Origin of the sequence: Arthrobacter sp. Soc17.1.1.1, assembly GCF_036867195.1 — a bacterium.
Lineage (GTDB): Bacteria > Actinomycetota > Actinomycetes > Actinomycetales > Micrococcaceae > Arthrobacter_D.
In genome coordinates this window covers 373,055-391,865 of sequence record NZ_JBAJII010000001.1, presented here as the reverse complement: position 1 = coordinate 391,865, position 18,811 = coordinate 373,055, and the positions used below count along the sequence as shown (strand labels likewise).

Genomic DNA, 18,811 nt, shown 5'->3' with positions numbered 1-18,811 from the left:
GGCGCGGGCGCCGCGGCCCGGGTCAGGGAGTGTGGTCGTCCCCGGTGCCCTGTTCCTTCTTGAGGAGTTCGCCGGCAATGACGCTTGCTCGCGCAAGGACGTCGAGCTGTGCCGGGTTGTACAGTGCCGTGAGCGATTCGGTGACCGTGGTCCGGGTGACCTCGAGGCTCTTGGAGAGGTGCTTCCCGGGCTCCGTGAGCCACGGGTAGTCCCTGATGGCATCGGCGATGGTCGGTGCGTAGCGTTCGGCGAGTTCGGCGCGTGCCGGTTCATCGGCGTCAGGGGCCAGCTCGTCGAATTCCTTGCTCGGCGACTCCGGATCCTGCCGGATCATGGTTCGCAGGTCCTGCATCGCGCCATCGTCGTACAGCTGGGAGTAGATCAGCATCAGCGACTGGTCCGGCTCGGATAGCCGAGGCGCCACGTCCTCGAATCCCGCCGGGACGCCCGTCACCGAGGAGCCCTGGAGGATCGCCTGGATCTCCGCCCTGGCGCGCTGTAGCCTCTCGATGCTCATGGCGAGGTCCGCATCGATCGCCTTCAGGGCCTGGGCCGATGAGTCGCCGTCGAATGACACGTCGTCGATCTGGTCGAGCGGGACGCCGAGATCACGCAGTCGCCGGATCTTCAGGAGCCTCACGAGGTGCCGGACCCGGTACTGCTTGTAGCCGTTGGACATCCTGTCGGGCTGCTCGAGCAGGCCGATCTGGTGATAATGGCGGACGGTGTTCACCGTCGTCCCCGCCAGTTCGGCGATCTCGCGGGTGCTCCACGTCATTCCCGTTCCTCCTTCCGCGTCCTCGTCCGCCCGTTCGGTCGCTGTGCGCCCTGTCCATCAGCCGGCCCGTGGGAGACCCATCGTCCCACCGGCCGGAGACCCTGCGGCTTCCGTCACCAGCCCAGGAACCCGACGAGTCCTGTCGCAAGAGCCGCGATGACACCGGTCCACAGGACGATGGCGATCGCCTGCCAGAGCAGGACCCGCTCCTTCCGGACCCCGGATGCTGCGAAGAACGCGGCGGTGAGCTGCGTGGGAAGCGCAAGCGGGGCGAGGAGGCTCGCGCCCGGCACACCGAAGCGGGAGAGCCAGCCCTGCAGGCGGCGCTGCCCCTTCACGCGCCGCGCTGATGGGGCGGCGGCTGCGGGATCGGGCGCCTCGCGCTCGTTCCCGCGGCCGGCCACGACCTTCTCGCGGACACGTGAGCTGATGGTGACGACGGCGAGCACGCTCAGGAAGTTGCCGATCATGGCAGCGAGGGCCGCCACGACCGGATTGATCCCGAGGATGATGCCGATGCCGGCGGCTCCCTCACCCTCGATATAAGGGACCATACCGGCGATGCCGACGCCGAGCGGTTGAACCAGCTCGGGCAGCTGCTGCACCCATTCCCTGATGCCTTCATACGGATTGTCCACGTCATTCTCCTTCGTCTCTTCCACGGCACCCATTGCTCCGCCGCATACCACGTTTTGATTGTGGGGTCAAGAGCGCTGTGCCGGGCTGGTTTATTCCAGGTGCTCACCATTGAAGAGCGTGTGCCGGGAACAGGGTCAAGGCCCGGGGAAGAGCGATACGTCACACTGTCCGACGGAGGCGGACGCGACCTCCTTGTTGCTCATGACGTCGAGGGCGTCCACCTTGACCGTGTGGTGGGGACAGGGTGTTCCCTGAGGGCAGACGCCCGCAGGCGGGACCGTCCTGGTGGACGCGCACCGTCGGCGATGCTCTCCAGCCCCGGCGTCCCCGATCCCTGTCGACCGAAGGAACCCCGATGACCGTGCACCTCACCCATCCCGACGGCCTGCTGCAGCAGACCGACTACGCGCCGGTCGCCGTGGCGACGGGAACCCGGTTCCTGCTGCTTGCAGGACAGGTGGGAGTGACACCCGCCGGCGTGCCGACCACGAAGGATCTGATGGGCCAGGTCCACTCCGCGCTGCGCAACGTCGCCACGGGCGTGAGGGGCGCAGGGGGCGACGTCGGGGACATCGCCCGATTGACCTTCTACGTCGTCGGCTGGACGCCGGACATGGCTGATGATCTCTGGGCGGGTACTGCACGCGCCCAGCAGTCCGAAGGCTTCACCTCACCGTTGCCACCCATCACGGTCATCGGCGTCCAGGCGCTCTGGGTCCCCGCTCTCCTCGTCGAGATCGAGGCCACGGCCGTCATGCCCTGAGGTCGGGCGGATCCCTCCGGCGCAGCCGGACCTATGAACTCCCGCCGGGGGCACCGCGGAGCGGACGCCGCGGTTCCCCGGCGGGACCATCGGGCCTCAGTCCTCGTCGCCCGCTGCCGCGGCCTTGATCGCGTCCTTCTCGGCGCGCAGGGCCTCCGCCTCGTGCTGTTCCTCGGCCTTCTCCTGATGGATGACCGCCGCGAAGAGCTTTTCCATCTCCTTGGCCACGCCCGCTGCCGACGCGGGGTTCTGGCCGGTCACGAGCCGGTCGTCGACCACGACCTTCTCCTCGAAGACATCCGCGAAGACGTGGGTTGCGCCCTGTTCCTCGAGCCGGTCCGCCAGGAAGAAGGGGATGACCTTGTCCTTGCCCGCGGCGACCTCCTCGTCATTGGTGAAGGCGGCCACCCTGCGGCCCTCGACGAGGCGGAAGCCGTTCTCCAGTTCCACGTTCACCAGCCCGGCGGGCCCGTGGCAGACAGCGCCCACCAGGCCGCCCGCGTCGTAGATGCCGGCCACGAGCTTCTGCAGACCCTCGCTGTCCGGGAAGTCCCACATGGTGCCGTGGCCGCCCACGAGGTAGACGGCGTCGTACTGGGCGGGATCGACGACGTCGACGCGGGCCGTGTTGTAGAGGCCGGCGCGCGTGGTCTCGTCCTCCGTGAAGGCGACCTGCACGGGATCGGCCGTGTCCACCTCGTCGCGCGGGGGCTGCCCGCCCCGGATGGAGGCGAAGTCGACGAAGTGCCCGGAATCCTTGAAGACCTTCCAGGGATGTGCGGCCTCGGCCACGTTGTAGCCGGTCTTCTCTCCCGTATCGCCGATCTCGGAAACGCTGGTCAGAACCATGAGGATCTTCTTCATGGGTGCTCCTTTCGTCCAGGTTCCACCCTATGCGTCGGCCCGGCCGGGAGGTGCCGCTCAGCGCCCCGTCCTCGCAGCCTCCTCGACGGCCGCCAGGCGCCGTCGTGCCTCCTCCGGTCGGATGTACTCCCCCACCGTCGGATAGGACCCGATGGTCGCGACCGACGAGACGATCGTGTGCGGATAGATGTGCACGAGGTTGAACGCCTGCGCCCCGTCCCGGCCCCGGATGCCGCCCACGGGGACGTTGAGGTCCTGCGTGTAGCAGGTGGACGACGCGACCGACACGGGGATCCCGGCGAAGAGCGACGACGAGGGGAAGTGCACGTGCCCGCCCAGGATCAGGCGGATGTCCGTCCCCGCCACGATCTCCGCCAGCCGGTCCTGCCGGCGCAGCTCCGTCAGCACGGCGAGGTCCTGCACCATCGGGATGGGCGGGTGATGGAGGGCCAGGATGCTGCCGTCGGGTGCGGGCCGCGCCAGTTCCGCCTCCAGCCAGGCGAGCTGCGCGTCGTCGAGTTCCCCGTGGTGGTGCCCGGGCACGGACGTGTCGAGCGCGATCACGCGCAGCCCGCCGAGCCGATGGCTGCGGTACAGCGGGGCGTCCCCGGGGGGTTCGCCGAGCAGCGCCGCTCGCAGGGCCGGGCGTCTGTCGTGGTTGCCCATGAGCCAGATCACGGGAGCGTCCAGCTCGTCGGCGAAGGGCTCGACGAGTCCGCGCAGGGCCCGGTAGGCGTCGGGGTCGCCCTTGTCCGTGAGGTCGCCCGTGAAGACGAGGGCGTCGGGGCGGACCCCGGACCGCCCGACCTCCGCCAGGAGCTGGGCGAGCCGTGCGCGCGCGTCCACGCCGCCGTACAGCGGCCCGCCGGTCACGAAGTGGGTGTCGCTGAAGTGGAGCAGGAGGTGGTCGGCGGGAGGATGCTCGCGGGACGGCGGAGCATCCTCCCGCCTGTCGTGGGTCGGCATGGGCGCTAGGCGGTCGCCTCGGCCGTGGCCCGCGGCGGCGCCGCCCGCTCCTGGTCGAACACCGTCTTGTCCATGAGCTCGGCGATCCGGTCCCAGTCGTGGCGCCTGAGCAGCTTACGCAGCTCGGGCGTCGGCGGTTCGCCGGCACGGCCCCGCAGCGCCTCGCAGGCCGCGGCGAAGCCCTCGGCGTCGTCCTGCAGCTCGACGACGCCGGGGAAGTCCGCGACGACATCGGGCACCCGCGTGGACACCACGGGCAGGCGGGACGCCAGGTACTCGAGCGTCTTGGTGGGGCTGATGGACCTCGTGGCCTCGTTGAGGGCGAACGGCATGAGGGCGACGTCGAACGCCGCCATGTGTGCCGGCAGGTCCCTGTAGTCCTGCTGCCCGTAGTACGTGATGTTGGGCGCCTGCGGCAGGTCCGACTCCTCGATCTTGCAGATGGGCCCGATCATCCGGATCTCCCACTCGGGCAGGCGTTCCGCGAGGCCCGCGACGAGGTCGAGGTCGAGCCGCTCGTCCAGCACGCCCACGTAGCCGGCCACCGGCTTGCTGCGGTCGGGATCGGCCGCCCGCGCCGCCGCCGCGTAGTGCGCCACGGACACGCCGCTCGGCACCAGGTGGGCGTCCTCCCGGCCCTGCTTCACCACGGACCGGTGCAGCGAGCGCCCGCCGGCGAACACGACGTCGGCCCGCTTCAGCGCCTGGCGCTGGCGCACGAGCAGCTCGGGGGCTGCGTTCCTGAACGCCGCGAGGTCGTCCATGACGTCGAACACGAGCGTGGTCGGTTCGAGGGCGAGTGCCGCCTCCAGGACCAGGGGCGTGTAGATCCAGACGACGCGCTCGCCCGCTGGCGGGCCCAGGAGCTGGGGCAGCTGCGCCACGTAGTCGGGCATGACCTCGTCGAAGAAGCCCACGTGATGACCCTGCTCCGGGATCTCGAGGTAGACGCGCGTCAGGTCGTCGATCTCGGTGGTGCCCAGCCGGTTCTCCGTCGGCTCGACGCCGGGCGGCGTGAGGGGTTCCTCCACGAAGAAGGTCCTGCGCCCCGGCACGCGGTTCAGGCGCGAGACGATCTGCTGAGGCCGCTGCCAGACCCATTCCCACCGCAGGTGGGACATGACTATGAGTTCACTGTGCATCGACGATCCTCAATTCCATTCGAGTGGTTGTACGGGGGAGACGTGAGCCGAGATCGGTCTCGGGGGGCTGTTGCCAGTCCCAGTGGGACATCTGCTGCCGGTAGCCGTGCAGCCAGGTGGCCACCGGTTCACCGAGGGGGTAGGCGGGGAGTTCACCGGAGCGCACTCCCCCGGCCGCGAGCGCGTACGACGTCGACATCACCGATGTGCGCCGCTCGAGGTCCTCGTCGAGCCAGTACACGCCCACGGGGTCCACGTGGCCCTCGCAGCGGAAGAGCAGCGAGTTCCAGTCGGTGGAGTCGACGACGGGGAACCAGCACACGCCCTCGAGCACGACGCCGCGGGCCTGGGCCCGCTCGCACTGCTCGAGCACGTACTTGAGCCACGTGGCGCGGTCGGAGGTACGCCCGCGGACGTTGGTCTCGGTGAGCATGCACGGCAGGCCGTAGCGCTCCCAGTACTGCTGGATCTGGTCGGCCAGTGGGAGCGGGGTGGGCGTGGGTGCCGTCCCACCCTCCTCGCCGAAGTTCCACTGGCAGTGCGCGTAGTAGTCCAGGCCGAGGACGTCGACGGACCCCGCCGGCAGGGCGAGCAGGCGCTCGCCGCCCACCGGGGCGAGATCGCGGCCCAGCTGGCTGTCGACGTCGTACCCCCGGCCGAGGAACGCGTCGAGGGCGAGGAAGCGGCGGTCGTTGGCCATGTCCGCGTACCGCTGCCCCGAGGCGTCGGAGCCCGTGTGGAACTCGCAGGTGTCGACCCAGACGTGCCGCGCGTCCGGCAGCAGCCGGCGGTACAGGGTGCTCGCCTGGGCGACGGCCGGCAGCACGTTCACGAGGAGGTCCACGAACCCCTGCAGCCCCGAGTGGTAGGGCGGCCAGATGGCCTCGTGCCCGCACAGGAACAGCGTGGCGAACGGCTCGTTGAAGAGCGTGTACTCCTCCACCCACGGGTAGCGGCGGGCGAAGGCCTCCGCGTACCGCAGGTACACCTCGCCGAAGCGGGCGTCGGCGAAGCCGTCGGTCAGCCAGGCCGGGTAGCTCGTGTGGTGCACGAGGTCGATGATGGGCCGGAAGCCGTGCGCGTGCAGGTACCCCAGCACCTCGTCCGTGGCGGACCAGTCGAAGACGCCCTCGGTCTCCTCGACGCGATGCCACCGCACGGGGTAGCGCAGCCGGGTGATGCCCGAGCGTGAGAGCAGGGCGAGGTCCTCGCGCCAGCGGGTGTCGTGTTCCGTGGTCTCGAAGATGTCCCGGTCGTGCGCGGGCATGAACGTGCTCTCGAAGCCCCCGATGATCTCCAGCGGTGGCCCGCCGTCGCCGGGCGCGCTCACGGTGCGTCCTCCCGCGGGGTCCGGCGGGCGCCGAGTTCCTCGTAGACGACGTCGAGCAGCTCGGCGGCGCGCAGGTTCAGCCGGCGCGACTCGTCGAGGTCGGCGTCGAGCCGGACGACGTCCGCCCGCAGCTGCGCCACCTCGACGCGGAGCGCCAGGATCTGCTCCGCGAGGCCCTCCGGTTCCGCGAACTGCAGCTCCATGTCCTCGGCCGTGGCCTGGTTGCCTGCCTGGGTCGTGTCGGTCATGCCCTCTCCCTCCTCACGAGCACGCGGCGGCTCGTCGCCCCGCCTGCTCCGTCGTCGTCCTGCTCCTCGGCACTCAGCGAGTACCGGTGCAGCTGTTCCTGGAATCGCGTCCAGTCCACGGGCCGGTACTCCACCCAGCTCGCCGACCCCTCCGTCCCCGCCACCCCGACCTCGAGGAACGCGGTGCTCCCGGGGGCCGCCAGCAGGTGCTTGACGAGCATCAGCGTGGTGTCCCAGCCGAGCGGGCTGAGCGCGTTGAACAGGTGGTTGGCGTGGACGTGCACCGTCGTGTCGAGCTCCGCGCACCGCCTGCGCAGGTGCAGCGCGTGACGGGCCATGGTCAGGTTCGCGCGCTCGAAGGTCAGGCCGTCGTCGGCGAGGTGCTCCTTCGCCCACGCGAGCGCTGGCCGGCTGTAGTCGACGGCGAGGACGCGGTGGCCGCGGTCGGCCAGGTGGCGGGCGTCGGCACCGAGGCCGCAGCCGAGGTCCAGCACGGTGGACGACGGCGGCAGCTGGTCCGCGGCGGCGACGGCGAGGCCCGACGGCGTCCGTTCCGCGCCCCCCTCGATCGCGACGCGGTGATGGTCCTCCCAGTTCTCGCGGTCGACGTCGAAGTGGTTCAGCCACCAGTAGTAGCGGCGGAACGCGGCGGGCGGCGTGACGAAGGAGAACGTCGGGTCGGGCACCTCCCAGGACGGCCCGTAGATCGCGGCGAGGAGCTGCGCGGGCTCGGCCGGACCCGGCAGCATGCGGCCGTTCACGGGCAGCGGCTTCAGGGGGTGGAGGGTGACGGTGTCCGCGGGTTCACGCGCGTGGAACGTCCCGTAGAACCAGCCCCCGCACTCGAAGTAGGTGAAGATGTCGAGGTAGAAGCGGTCCGTCACCGTGCCCCCGGGGAACAGCAGCTGCAGGTGCCCGCTGGAATGCCGGACCGTCTCGTACCCCTGCTCGGCGAGTGTCCGTTCGATGCGGAAGCTCTCGAGGGCGACGTCCGAGGGGTTGGTGTGCGCACTCAGGTAGGCGAGATCGGCGTCGTCGTCGTGCGGGAGGATCCGCCCGTTGCGGACGGGCCCGAGGAGCGTGCCGCCCGTGACGAACAGGTCGATCCCGAGCGTGCGGTGCAGCACCCCGATGAGGCGCTCGGCCTCGTCGAGGACCTGTTCGATGAGCGCGGCGTCCCGGCCCTCGAAGGACCGGGCGATCCGGCCCCACTTGTTGACGACCTGCGGGATGCCCGTGCCGGGCTCCGCCAGGGCGAACTCGCTCGGGTCGTCGTCGAAGGCGACCGTCGCCGCCGCGACCTCCCGGCCCGCGTGCTCGACGGCGAGCCGGGCCCGGCCCGTGAGCCGTTCGGCGAGGGAGGGCGGCCACGGCAGGTTCAGCGCGCCGTCGTCGCCCGGTTCGGGGGCGCGGACCGTCCAGATGCGGCGCCCGCCGAGGAGCACGGAGCAGGCGTCGCCCGAGGGGATGCGGGCGTCGGGGATCACCAGCCGCTGCGCGTCGGCAGTGAGGGGCCCCGCCCTCACCGGACGCTTTCGAACTGCGTGGCCAGGGGGTCGACCTGCAGCAGCCGCACGTCGAAGACCTGGCCGGTGGTGTCGGAGGCGAGCACCTGGGAGCAGACGCGCGCGACGTCGCACGCCTGCACGAGGGTGGTCTCGTCCTCGTGGCCGAACGCCTTCTGCCGCATGGGCGTGGCGGTACGGCTCGGGCTGATGCAGTTGACCCGGATCGCGTCGCTGCTCCACTCGTCCGCGAGCGCCTGGGTCAGGTTGACGAGCGCGGCCTTCGTGGCCGAGTACACCGTGTACTGGGCGCGGCCGCGCGTGTAGGAGCTGGACGAGAACAGGAGCAGCGACCCGCGCGAGGCGGCGAGGTAGGAGTGCGCCTCCTGCGCGACGACGAACGCCGCCATGAGGTTCACGCCGACGTCGTGCTGGAGCTGCTCGTCGCTGAGGTCCACGAGGTCGCCGATGGTCAGGACTCCGGCGGTGAGCACCACATGGTCGATCCGCCCGTACTCGGCGGCGGCAGCGGCCAGGGCACGCCAGACGGAGGCGCGGTCCTCCACAAAGGTGCCGCTGCCGGTCCTGCTGTGGGCGACGACGTGCGCGCCCTCCTCCTCGAGCTGCCGTCCGAGTTCGCTGCCGATGCCCGAGCTGCCGCCGAACACCACCACGACGGCGTCGCGCAGCGAGTCCGCGGGGAACGGCACGGGGTCCGCGTGCTGGTGCTTGAGCTGGAACAGCTTGTCCGCCAGATGGATGTCGATGGGGTGGGTGATCTTGATGTTGGCCTCGTGGCCGGGCACCACGATGATCGGGACGTCCGGGCTGTACTTCAGCACCACGGAGCAGTCGTCCGTCGCTGCGAAGTCCGGATCGGCGTGCGCGAGACCGTAGGCCTCCATCAGGGTGTCCCACCGGAACGCCTGGGGCGTCTGCCCGCGACGGAGGGACGCGCGCGGCGGGACGGCGCGGATGATGTCGTGCTCGTCCACCTCGATGATGGTGTCCGCGGAGGGGATGCCGGTGTCGACGGCGTCGTAGGTGTCCAGCGCATCCACGCATGCGCGGATGATCGACGGATCCACGAGCGGACGCACGGCGTCGTGGAAGACGACCTTCGAACCCGGCGTCGCGATCTCCCGCAGGGCCAGATAGGAGGTCTCGTTACGGTCGCGGCCACCCGGCAGCAGACCCGAGAGCTTGGAGAAGCGGTCCCGGGTCACGAGCCGCTCGGCGCGGTCCATGGTGCCGGGATCCATCATCACGATGATCTCGTCGATGAAGGGGCACTGCTGGAAGACGTCCACGGTGTGCTCGAGGCTGGTGCGGCCCGCCACGGGTACGAGCTGCTTGGGGATCTCGAGGCCCATGCGGGTGCCGATGCCGCCGGCGAGGATAACGCCGACCGTTCGTCGTCGGGGGCGTGCCTCGTTGTCCGCTGTGCTCGGTACGTCCATCCGGTTCGTGATGGTCGACATTGCCGCCTCCTTCTACGCTGCGTGATCCGATTCGTGGTCCGATCCGTCGTCTCCTGGTCCGGTTCGTGGGCTCCGGGAAGTTCCGTCAGCGTACTGAGGGTTCCGGCGGTCCAGCAGGAAAAGTTGGGGTCGCAAGGCCCTTGTGCGGGCGCTCGTTCTTTGCCTCGCGTTCGCCCGGCGTTCACCTTCGGCGGCCTCCTGACGCCCGTCACCGGCCCGTCACCGACCCGTCACCGGCCCCTCACCAGTGCTCGGATCCTTCCGCCGGGAGTCCGCACGGGACCCCCTTCCGGGGGCGCGATAGCCTGAGGTCATGGCAATCCGGGTGCTCGCTGTGGGCCGCAAGCACGAGAGCTGGGTGTCCGAGGGCATCGAACGCTACGCGAAACGCCTGAAGAAGCCGTTCGACCTGTCCTGGCAGCTCATCGGCCACTCGGCGCGGGAGCACGACGCCGCCCGCAGGGAGGAGTCCGAACGGCTCCTCGCCCGGCTCGGCACCGACTACGTGGTCCTCCTCGACGAGCGCGGCAAGGCCATCGACTCGCCCACGCTCTCGCGCACCCTCCTCGGGCCGCTCGAGGCCTCGCGCAGCGTCACCGTGATCATCGGCGGCGCCTACGGCGTGGACGTGCAGGTCCACCGGCGGGCCGACTTCGTCTGGTCCCTCTCGCCGCTCGTCTTCCCCCACCAGCTGGTGCGCCTCATCCTCACCGAGCAGGTGTACCGCGCGCAGGAGATCGCCGGCGGCCGGTCCTACCATCACGAATAGGCGTCCCGGCCGGGGTGTACCGCACGCAGGTAACGATCCCGGTACGGCCGTGTCGGCCTACTGGCGCTCCGGGATCCCGGAGCTAGGGTGAGGTCATGACTAGTCTGCTGGGGAGCAAGCGTTGGATCATGGCCGCTGCGGCCGCCGGAACCCTGATCGCGGTGAGCGGCTGCGCGCCGTCCGGGACGGACGGCGGGACGGCGGCACCGGCGTCGACCGCCGGGTCGGCGTCGGCCGATGCAGCGCCGTCGGCATCGCCGTCCGCGTCGCCGTCCGCCGAGGTATCGGCCTCGCCGTCAGCCGATGCCACGAGCGAGGCGCCGTCGAGCGCTCCCTCGGCATCGGCGTCGGCGTCCCCGACCGCCGAGGCGCCCACGACGCCGCCGTCGGAAGCCGTCTCCGGCGGGACCTGCACGGCCGCGCAGCTCACAGGAAGCGTCGCGGATCAGCTCGGTGGCGGTGCGGCGGGCAGCGTGTACCGCACGCTCGTGCTGACCAACGCCTCCGATCAGGGGTGCACGCTGGACGGCTTCCCCGGGGTGTCCTTCGTGGATGCCGCCGGCGCCCAGATCGGCGCACCCGCGGACCGCGACGGCTCGGCGTCGACCCTCGTGTCGCTCGCCCCGGGGGCGTCGACCACCACCACGCTGCGGCAGACCAACGCCCAGAACTACGGCGTGGACTGCGGGCTCATCACGGCCGCGGGCCTGCGGGTCTACCCGCCCGGGGCGACCGACTCACTCGTGCTGCCCCAGCAGATCCCCGCCTGCTCGGCCGCGTCCGTGGTGCTGCTGACCGTCGGGACGTTGCAGCCCGCGTCCTGACGGGTCGGCTCCGACGCTTCGGGCCGGCCGTCCGATCCGGCGCACCCCGGACACCGGTCGTGCCGGCACGGCAGCGTGCGGCCCGAGCAGCCGGAGCCGCCAGGCCGCGACCACGAGCAGCGCGGCGGTGGCCAGCGCGAGCACCAGGGTCAGCCGCGGCAGGTCGACGGCGATGGCCACGACTCCCAGCAGTGCGGCGCCCGTTCCTGCGGTGATCATGACGCGGCCCCGCTCGAGGTACCCGTACACGGCGAGGCCGATCCCGAGCACCACCCAGGCGCCGAGCCCCCGGAAGGCCTCCACGGCCCCGCCGAGGAGCGCGCCCAGTTCCACGACGACGGCGAGCACCAGGTACGCGCCCGCGCCCAGATGCATGGCGGGCGGGTTCCGGACGAGCCACGGCGTGGTCAGGACGACCAGCACGAGTGTGCCGACCACGAAGTAGACGGCCGTGCGGCCCGTGTCGCCGTCGAACACGAGCGCCGCCGCAGCGCCGCCGAGGAAGAGCGACCCGATGCCCGCCACGGGCAGCCAGTTGTGGGACACATGGCCCCGCGGGGCCCGGGGCTGCGCCGTCCCTGCCTCTCCCGCCACACCGCTCCTCCCCCGGCCGCGCGGCGCGGCTCGTCCCTGCAACCTACTCCCGCCGTGCCCGCCACGGGGGCAGGTGGGCGGTGCGCCGTCCCTCCATCGAGTGTCGGTGCGCTGGGGCATGATGAAGAGGTGACGACGCAGGTACTGACGAGGTTCACCCCGGCCACGCACGAGTGGTTCGCCGGTGCCTTCACCGAGCCCACCCCTGCCCAGGAGGGCGCCTGGTCCGCCATCTCCGCCGGTTCCAACGCCCTCGTCGTCGCCCCCACCGGCTCGGGCAAGACCCTCGCGGCGTTCCTCTGGGCCCTCGACCGCCTGATCGCCTCGGGCGAGGGCAGCGGGGACGCCGCCGAGGCCCCGGTCGCGGCGTCCGGGAAGGGCCGGAAAGCCCCCGCTAAGCCGAGACGCACCACCCGTGTGCTGTACATCTCGCCCCTGAAGGCACTCGGCGTCGACGTCGAGCGGAACCTGCGGGCGCCGCTGATCGGCATCACGCAGACGGCCAAGCGCCTCGGACTGCCCGCGCCCGGTATCACGGTCGGCGTCCGCTCCGGCGACACCCCGCAGGCCGAGCGGCGGGCGATGCTCACCCGGCCGCCGGACATCCTCATCACCACGCCCGAGTCGCTGTTCCTCATGCTCACGTCGAAGGCGCGCGAGACCCTCATGGAGGTGGACACCGTCATCATCGACGAGGTCCATGCGGTCGCGGGCACCAAGCGCGGAGCGCACCTCGCGGTGTCCCTGGCGCGCCTCGACGCCCTGCTGGACAAGCCCGTGCAGCGCATCGGTCTCTCGGCAACGGTGGAGCCCAAGGAGACCGTGGCCCGGTTCCTCGCGGGCAACGCGCCCGTGGAGATCGTGGCCCCGCCGTCCGAGAAGAAGTGGGATCTCACCGTCACCGTGCCCGTGGAGGACATGACGGAGCTCGGCGGGGCGGCCTCGAACACCGAGGACGACGGCGATGCGGTGCCGCAGGCGAGCATCTGGCCTCACGTCGAGGAGAAGATCGTCGACCTGATCGAGCAGAACCGGTCCACGATCGTGTTCGCCAACTCGCGCCGCCTCGCCGAGCGCCTGACCGCGCGGCTCAACGAGATCCACGCGGAGCGCCGCGAGCGCGACGCCGTGTGGGCCGCGGGCGGCAACCCGGCCGCCGTCGAACCCACGGCCGCTCCGTCGTTCGCCCACACCACCGCGACCCCCGCCCAGATGATGGCGCAGGCCGGGCAGACCAGCGGCGCCGAGCCGCTGCTCGCGCGGGCGCATCACGGCTCGGTGTCCAAGGACCAGCGCGCGCTCATCGAGGACGACCTCAAATCAGGGCGGCTGCGATGCGTCGTCGCGACGAGTTCGCTGGAGCTGGGCATCGACATGGGCGCGGTGGACCTGGTGGTGCAGGTCGAGTCGCCGCACTCCGTGGCGAGCGGCCTCCAGCGCGTCGGCCGCGCGGGCCACCAGGTCGGCGAGGTCTCCCAGGGCGTGCTGTTCCCGAAGCACCGGGGCGACCTCATCAACACCACGGTCACGGTGGAGCGCATGCTCGCCGGGCAGATCGAGCCCCTCTACATCCCCACCAACCCGCTGGACATCCTGGCGCAGCAGACCGTCGCGGCCGCAGCGCTCGGCACCATCGACGTCGAGGAGTGGTTCGACGTCGTCCGTGCCTCCGCGCCGTTCGCCACCCTGCCGCGGTCCGCGTTCGACGCGACCCTCGACCTCCTCGCCGGCCTGTACCCGTCCGACGAGTTCGCCGAGCTGCGCCCGCGCATCATCTGGGACCGCGTGGAGGGGACCATCACGGGCCGGCCCGGGGCGCAGCGCCTGGCGGTCACCTCCGGCGGCACCATCCCCGACCGCGGGCTGTTCGGGGTGTTCCTCGTCGGATCCGAGGGCGAGGGCCCGCGCGCGGGCGGCCGCCGCGTCGGCGAGCTCGACGAGGAGATGGTGTACGAATCGCGGGTGGGTGATGTCTTCGCCCTCGGCGCCACCAGCTGGCGGATCGAGGAGATCACCCACGATCGCGTGCTGGTCTCCCCCGCCTTCGGCCAGCCCGGCAAGCTCCCGTTCTGGAAGGGCGACTCCCTCGGCCGGCCCGTGGAGCTCGGCCGCGCCCTCGGCGCGTTCAACCGGGAGATGTCGGGGTCCACGCCCGAGAAGGCGCAGGAGCGGTGCGAGAGGATCGGCCTGGACGCGTGGGCGTCCGGCAACCTCATCACCTACCTGACGGAGCAGCGCGAGGCCACCGAGGTGGTGCCGAGCGACCGGACGCTCGTGGTCGAGCGGTTCCACGACGAACTCGGCGACTGGCGCGTGGTGCTGCACAGCCCCTTCGGCATGCCCGTGCACGCGCCCTGGGCGCTCGCCGTCGGTGCCCGGCTCGAGCAGCGGTACGGCATGGACGGCGCGGCGATGGCATCCGACGACGGCATCGTGCTGCGGGTGCCGCTCATGGAGGACGAGCCCCCCGGCGCCGATCTCTTCCTGTTCGACCCCGAGGAGCTCGACGGCATCGTCACCGCCGAGGTGGGCGGTTCCGCGCTCTTCGCGTCCCGGTTCCGCGAGTGCGCCGCCCGCGCCCTGCTCCTGCCACGGCAGAACCCGAGCAAGCGCACTCCCCTGTGGCAGCAGCGGCAGCGGTCGGCGCAGCTGCTCGACGTCGCCAAGAAGTACCCGACGTTCCCGATCGTGCTCGAGACGGTGCGCGAATGCCTGCAGGACGTCTACGACCTGCCCGCGCTGAAGGAGCTCGCCGCATCCATCGAGCGCAGGGAGCTGCGCATCGTCGAGGTCACCACGCAGCAGCCCTCGCCCTTCGCGCGGTCCATGCTGTTCGGCTACGTGGCGTCCTTCCTGTACGAGGGGGATTCCCCGCTGGCCGAACGGCGGGCCGCGGCGCTCTCGCTCGACCCGACGCTCCTCAACGAACTGCTCGGCCGGGCCGAGCTGCGGGAACTGCTCGATGCCCGGGTCATCGCCGAGACGGAACTCGAACTGCAGCGCCTCCGGCCCGACCGCCTGGCGCGGGGACTCGAGGGCGTCGCGGACCTGCTGCGCCTGCTCGGACCGCTCACTGTCGAGGAAGTCGCCGAGCGGCTCGAGGCCCCCGCGGACGGACTGCCCGCGCCCGCCGACGCCGCCACGCGTCCGAACGGCGGGTCCCCGGACGTGTCCTTGAACGCGTCGTCCGGTGCGTCACTGGATGCGTCACTGGATGCGTCCTTGGATGCGTCCGCCGACGAGGATGCCTCCGATGAGGCGCTCATGGCCGACTCCCCCGCCCCGGTACGGGGCCACGCGTCCCTCGAGGTGGTGGACCGTCATGTCGCGGCACTCGTGAAGGCGAACCGTGCGCTGACCGTGCACATCGCCGGCGTCGAGCGGATCTCGGCCGTCGAGGACGCCGCCCGCCTGCGCGACGCCCTCGGCGTCCCGCTGCCCATGGGCATCCCGCTGGCGTTCATCGAACCCGTCGATGACCCGCTCGGTGACCTCGTGGGCCGTTACGCGCGCACGCACGGTCCGTTCACCGCCGCCGAGGCCGCGGCCCGCCTGGGCCTCGGCGTCGCCGTCGTCGCCGGCGCGCTGCAGCGCCTCGCCGGCGCAGGGCGCGTGGTGGAGGGCGAGTTCCGCCCCGCGGAGTCCGTGCCCGTCCTCGACATCTCGGCCGCCTCGGGCGCCGCTCCGGGCACCATCACCGTGCATGCGCCCGCCGCGAGCGAGTGGTGCGACGCCGAGGTGCTCCGCCGCCTGCGCCGCCGGTCGCTCGCCGCCCTCCGGCAGGAGGTCGAGCCCGTCGACCCGGCCGCGTACGGCCGGTTCCTGCCCGCCTGGCAGCACATCGGCTCCAGCCTGCGCGGCCTCGACGGGGTGATCACGGTCATCGACCAGCTCTCCGGCGTGCCGATCCCCGCCTCGGCGTGGGAACCGCTCATCCTCGCGCAGCGCGTGGCCAACTACGCACCGGCGATGCTCGACGAGCTGACGGCGACCGGGGAGGTGCTGTGGTCCGGTGCCGGGTCCCTGGCCGGCAACGACGGCTGGATCGCGCTGCACCTCGCCGAGAACGCGCCCCTGACCCTGCGACCGGATCCGGCGTTCGAGCCGACCGCCCTGCACACGGCGCTGCTGGACCTGCTGGCCGGCGGCGGCGGCTACTTCCTGCGGCAGCTCACCAACCTCCTCGACGTGCAGGAGGCGACCCCCGACACCGCCGTCGTCACCGCCCTGTGGGACCTGGTGTGGGCCGGCCGGATCAGCAACGACACCTTCACGCCCGTGCGGGCACTGCTCGCGCACGGCAAGACGGCGCACAAGCAGAAATCGGTCCCGGCCCGGGCCCGGACGTCGCGGGCGGGCCGGCTGGGCCGTGCGCCCGGCAAGTCCCTCACGGGGGCGTCGATGCGGTTGAGCGCCGCCGCGGACGACGGCGGCAGCTACCAGCGGCCCACCCCGCCCCTGGCCGCCGGCCGCTGGAACATGCTGCCGGGGGTGGAGGCGGAGACGACGCTGCACGCCCACGCCACGGCGGAACTGCTCCTCGACCGGTACGGGGTCGTCACGCGCGGCGCCGTGGGACAGGAGGGCATCCCCGGAGGATTCGGCCTCATGTACAAGGTGCTGGCACGCCTCGAGGAGATGGGCCGGTGCCGGCGCGGCTACTTCATCGAGCACCTCGGCGCCGCCCAGTTCGCGGTGCCCGCCACGGTGGACCGGCTGCGCTCGTTCAGCGCCGACAATCAGCTGCCCACGGCACAGGACGTCCTCGGCGGCGAGGCCCCTCCCCTGAAGGCCGTCGCGCTCGCGGCCACCGACCCCGCCAATCCCTACGGTGCGGCACTGAGCTGGCCGCAGGCCGACGGCGGTCACCGGGCGGGGCGGAAGGCGGGCGCCCTCGTGGTGCTCGTGGACGGAGCGCTCGCCCTCTACGTGGAGCGTGGCGGGAAGACCCTGCTGACCTTCACCGAGGACGCCGACGTCCTGCGCGCCGCAGCCCTGTCCCTGGTCACGATCATCCGCCGGGGCGCCGCGGACAAGATGGCCCTCGAGAAGGTGAACGGCGGGGAGATCCTGGACACGGACATCGGCCGGGCCCTGGCCGCCGCCGGGTTCCACTCCACCCCGAAGGGGCTGAGGATCCGTGCCTGAGGGGGATACCGTCTGGCGGGCCGCCCGCGAGCTGCACCGCGCCCTCGCGGGGAAGGTGCTCACCCGCTGCGACATCCGGGTGCCCCGCTTCGCCACCGTGGACTTCACCGGCGACACCGTGCAGGAGGCCGTGGCCCGGGGGAAGCACCTGCTCATCCGCGGCGGGGGCGACGACGGCTGGGACATCCACTCGCACCTGAAGATGGAGGGCCTCTGGCACGTCTACGCCCACGGTGAGAAGTGGCGGCGTCCGGCGTTCAAGGCGCGGTGCATCCTGGAGACGGAGGACGCCGTCGTCGTGGGATTCGAGCTCGGCTTCCTCCGGGTCATCCCGCGCGCCGAGGAGGAGGAGGCCGTCGGCTACCTCGGGCCCGACCTCCTGGGGGCCGACTGGGACCCGGACGAGGCGCTGCGCCGGCTGCTGGAGCAGCCCGAACGGCCCATCGGCCTGGCCCTGCTCGACCAGCGGAACCTCGCCGGGATCGGCAACGTGTACCGGTGCGAGCTGTGCTTCCTGGCGGGTGTCCACCCGCTCACGCCCACGGGCGAGGTGCCGAACCTGCCGCGCATGGTCGAGCTGTCGAAGAAGCTCCTCGAGGCGAACAAGGCGCGCAGCACCCGGGCCACCACGGGGCAGCTGCGCGGCAACACGCTCTGGGTCTACGGGCGGTCCCGCCGCGGGTGCCTGCGCTGCGGCACACCCGTGGCCCTCGAGCAGCTCGGCGACCGGGAGACGGAACTGCGCGAGCTCTACTACTGCCCGCACTGCCAGCCGCGATTGGGAACCCCGGCCGGAGCGGCACTACCCTGACGGGGTGGACGGCGACGGGCGGGTGATGCGGTGATGGCGATGCGCTCGCCCCTGCCCGTCCGCAACGGCGTCAACGCCACCCGGCTCCGGCTGCCCGCCGAGGGACCCTGGGAGACGGCGCTCGAGTACATCCTCGACCGGTTCGACCACGTGGATCCCGAGGGCATCGGCGAGCGCTTCGACCGCGGCGAGGTGGTCGCGCTCGGCGGCGAGGTCCTCACGCGCACCACGCCGCTGGGCGAGCACACCTTCGTCTGGTACTACCGCGAGCTCCCGGTGGAGGAACGGCTCCCGGTCGAGCTGACCGTGCTGCACCGGGACGCGCACCTGCTCGTCGTCGACAAGCCGCATTTCCTGCCCACCACCCCGGGCGGGATGTACGTCGCGGAGTCCGCCCTCGTCCGGCTGCGCGTGGAGCTCGGCCTCCCTGACCTCATCCCCATGCACCGCCTGGACCGCATGACCGCGGGTGTCCTCATGTTCTCCGTCGATCCCGGGACGCGCGGCGCGTACCAGCTGCTCTTCGAGAAACGGCGCATCAGCAAGGAGTACCGCGCGGTGGCCCCCGTCCGGCCCGAGCTGCACCTGGACACCGAGCCGCTCGACGTGCGGAGCCGGATCGTGAAATCGCGCACCTACCTCCTGGCGCAGGAGGTGGAGGGGCCCGCGAACACGCACACCACCGTCAGCCTGCTCGAGCAGCGCGAGGGCCGCGGGCTGTACCGGCTGCAGCCGCACACGGGCAAGACGCACCAGCTGAGGCTGCACATGGCCTCGCTCGGGCTCGGCATCATCAACGACCCGTTCTACCCCGTGCTCCATCCGCAGGCGCCGGACGACTACACGCGGCCGCTGCAGCTGCTCGCGCACAGCATCGCCTTCCGCGACCCGCTGACCGGCGCGGACCGGCAGTTCGAGTCCGGCCTCGCCCTCAGCGAGTTCACCTGAC

The 18,811-nt window shown here is 71.6% G+C and carries 16 protein-coding genes; 6 read left to right on the top strand and 10 right to left on the bottom strand.

The window, feature by feature from the left end; all coding sequences use genetic code 11:
• Window positions 1–22: 22 nt before the first annotated feature.
• Together V6S67_RS01875 and V6S67_RS01870 are read right to left on the bottom strand one after the other, a co-directional pair.
• Entirely contained in the window at window positions 23–778 is a 756-nt protein-coding gene (locus V6S67_RS01875; protein WP_334208628.1) for a MerR family transcriptional regulator, read from the bottom strand.
• A gap of 113 nt (window positions 779–891) precedes the next feature.
• Window positions 892–1,416 (bottom strand): small multidrug efflux protein, encoded by a 525-nt coding sequence (locus tag V6S67_RS01870; RefSeq protein WP_334208627.1) that lies wholly within the window; start codon window positions 1,414–1,416, stop codon window positions 892–894.
• Between the two features lie 356 nt (window positions 1,417–1,772).
• Here V6S67_RS01870 and V6S67_RS01865 point away from each other — a divergent pair, with 356 nt between their 5' ends.
• Window positions 1,773–2,180, top strand: a complete 408-nt coding sequence (locus V6S67_RS01865; protein ID WP_334208626.1) for a RidA family protein — start codon at window positions 1,773–1,775, stop codon at window positions 2,178–2,180.
• 96 nt (window positions 2,181–2,276) lie between these two features.
• Here V6S67_RS01865 and V6S67_RS01860 read toward each other — a convergent pair whose 3' ends face one another.
• From V6S67_RS01860 to V6S67_RS01830, 7 genes are read right to left on the bottom strand one after another with little or no spacing between them, the layout of a single operon-like run.
• Complete coding sequence (locus V6S67_RS01860) at window positions 2,277–3,044, bottom strand: type 1 glutamine amidotransferase domain-containing protein (protein WP_334208625.1); 768 nt, start codon at window positions 3,042–3,044, stop codon at window positions 2,277–2,279.
• A 57-nt stretch (window positions 3,045–3,101) separates the two neighbouring features.
• Entirely contained in the window at window positions 3,102–4,010 is a 909-nt protein-coding gene (locus V6S67_RS01855) for a phosphodiesterase (protein ID WP_334208624.1), read from the bottom strand.
• A 5-nt stretch (window positions 4,011–4,015) separates the two neighbouring features.
• Window positions 4,016–5,152 (bottom strand): glycosyltransferase, encoded by a 1,137-nt coding sequence (locus V6S67_RS01850; RefSeq protein ID WP_334208623.1) that lies wholly within the window; start codon window positions 5,150–5,152, stop codon window positions 4,016–4,018.
• Entirely contained in the window at window positions 5,142–6,482 is a 1,341-nt protein-coding gene (locus V6S67_RS01845) for a family 1 glycosylhydrolase (protein ID WP_334208622.1), read from the bottom strand. The genes V6S67_RS01850 and V6S67_RS01845 overlap by 11 nt, the downstream gene beginning before the upstream one ends.
• Complete coding sequence (locus V6S67_RS01840; protein WP_334208621.1) at window positions 6,479–6,730, bottom strand: DUF6752 domain-containing protein; 252 nt, start codon at window positions 6,728–6,730, stop codon at window positions 6,479–6,481. Before V6S67_RS01840 ends, V6S67_RS01845 begins: the two co-directional genes overlap by 4 nt.
• Window positions 6,727–8,256: a class I SAM-dependent methyltransferase gene (locus V6S67_RS01835; RefSeq protein ID WP_334208620.1), complete on the bottom strand. Its 1,530-nt coding sequence runs from the start codon at window positions 8,254–8,256 to the stop codon at window positions 6,727–6,729. Before V6S67_RS01835 ends, V6S67_RS01840 begins: the two co-directional genes overlap by 4 nt.
• Entirely contained in the window at window positions 8,253–9,716 is a 1,464-nt protein-coding gene (locus V6S67_RS01830) for a bifunctional cytidylyltransferase/SDR family oxidoreductase (RefSeq protein ID WP_334208619.1), read from the bottom strand. Before V6S67_RS01830 ends, V6S67_RS01835 begins: the two co-directional genes overlap by 4 nt.
• Window positions 9,717–10,029: 313 nt before the next feature.
• On the opposite strand from V6S67_RS01830, the gene V6S67_RS01825 reads away from it, so the two are divergent.
• Window positions 10,030–10,485 carry a 23S rRNA (pseudouridine(1915)-N(3))-methyltransferase RlmH gene (locus V6S67_RS01825; RefSeq protein WP_334208618.1) on the top strand — a complete coding sequence of 152 codons (456 nt, stop codon included), beginning with the start codon at window positions 10,030–10,032 and terminating at the stop codon, window positions 10,483–10,485.
• A gap of 95 nt (window positions 10,486–10,580) precedes the next feature.
• Window positions 10,581–11,309, top strand: a complete 729-nt coding sequence (locus V6S67_RS01820; RefSeq protein WP_334208617.1) for a DUF4232 domain-containing protein — start codon at window positions 10,581–10,583, stop codon at window positions 11,307–11,309.
• Here V6S67_RS01820 and V6S67_RS01815 read toward each other — a convergent pair.
• Window positions 11,223–11,903, bottom strand: a complete 681-nt coding sequence (locus V6S67_RS01815) for a hypothetical protein (RefSeq protein ID WP_334208616.1) — start codon at window positions 11,901–11,903, stop codon at window positions 11,223–11,225. The two genes, V6S67_RS01820 and V6S67_RS01815, sit on opposite strands and share 87 nt — an antisense overlap.
• 129 nt (window positions 11,904–12,032) lie before the next feature.
• Here V6S67_RS01815 and V6S67_RS01810 point away from each other — a divergent pair, with 129 nt between their 5' ends.
• From V6S67_RS01810 to V6S67_RS01800, 3 genes are read left to right on the top strand one after another with little or no spacing between them, the layout of a single operon-like run.
• Window positions 12,033–17,051 (top strand): Lhr family ATP-dependent helicase, encoded by a 5,019-nt coding sequence (locus V6S67_RS01810; protein ID WP_334208615.1) that lies wholly within the window; start codon window positions 12,033–12,035, stop codon window positions 17,049–17,051.
• The gene (locus V6S67_RS01805; protein ID WP_334208614.1) at window positions 17,044–17,862 is read left to right on the top strand and encodes an Fpg/Nei family DNA glycosylase; all 819 of its coding nucleotides are present in this window, start codon (window positions 17,044–17,046) and stop codon (window positions 17,860–17,862) included. The genes V6S67_RS01810 and V6S67_RS01805 overlap by 8 nt, the downstream gene beginning before the upstream one ends.
• Before the next feature lie 39 nt (window positions 17,863–17,901).
• Window positions 17,902–18,810: a pseudouridine synthase gene (locus V6S67_RS01800; protein ID WP_334211498.1), complete on the top strand. Its 909-nt coding sequence runs from the start codon at window positions 17,902–17,904 to the stop codon at window positions 18,808–18,810.
• Window position 18,811: the final 1 nt, after the last annotated feature.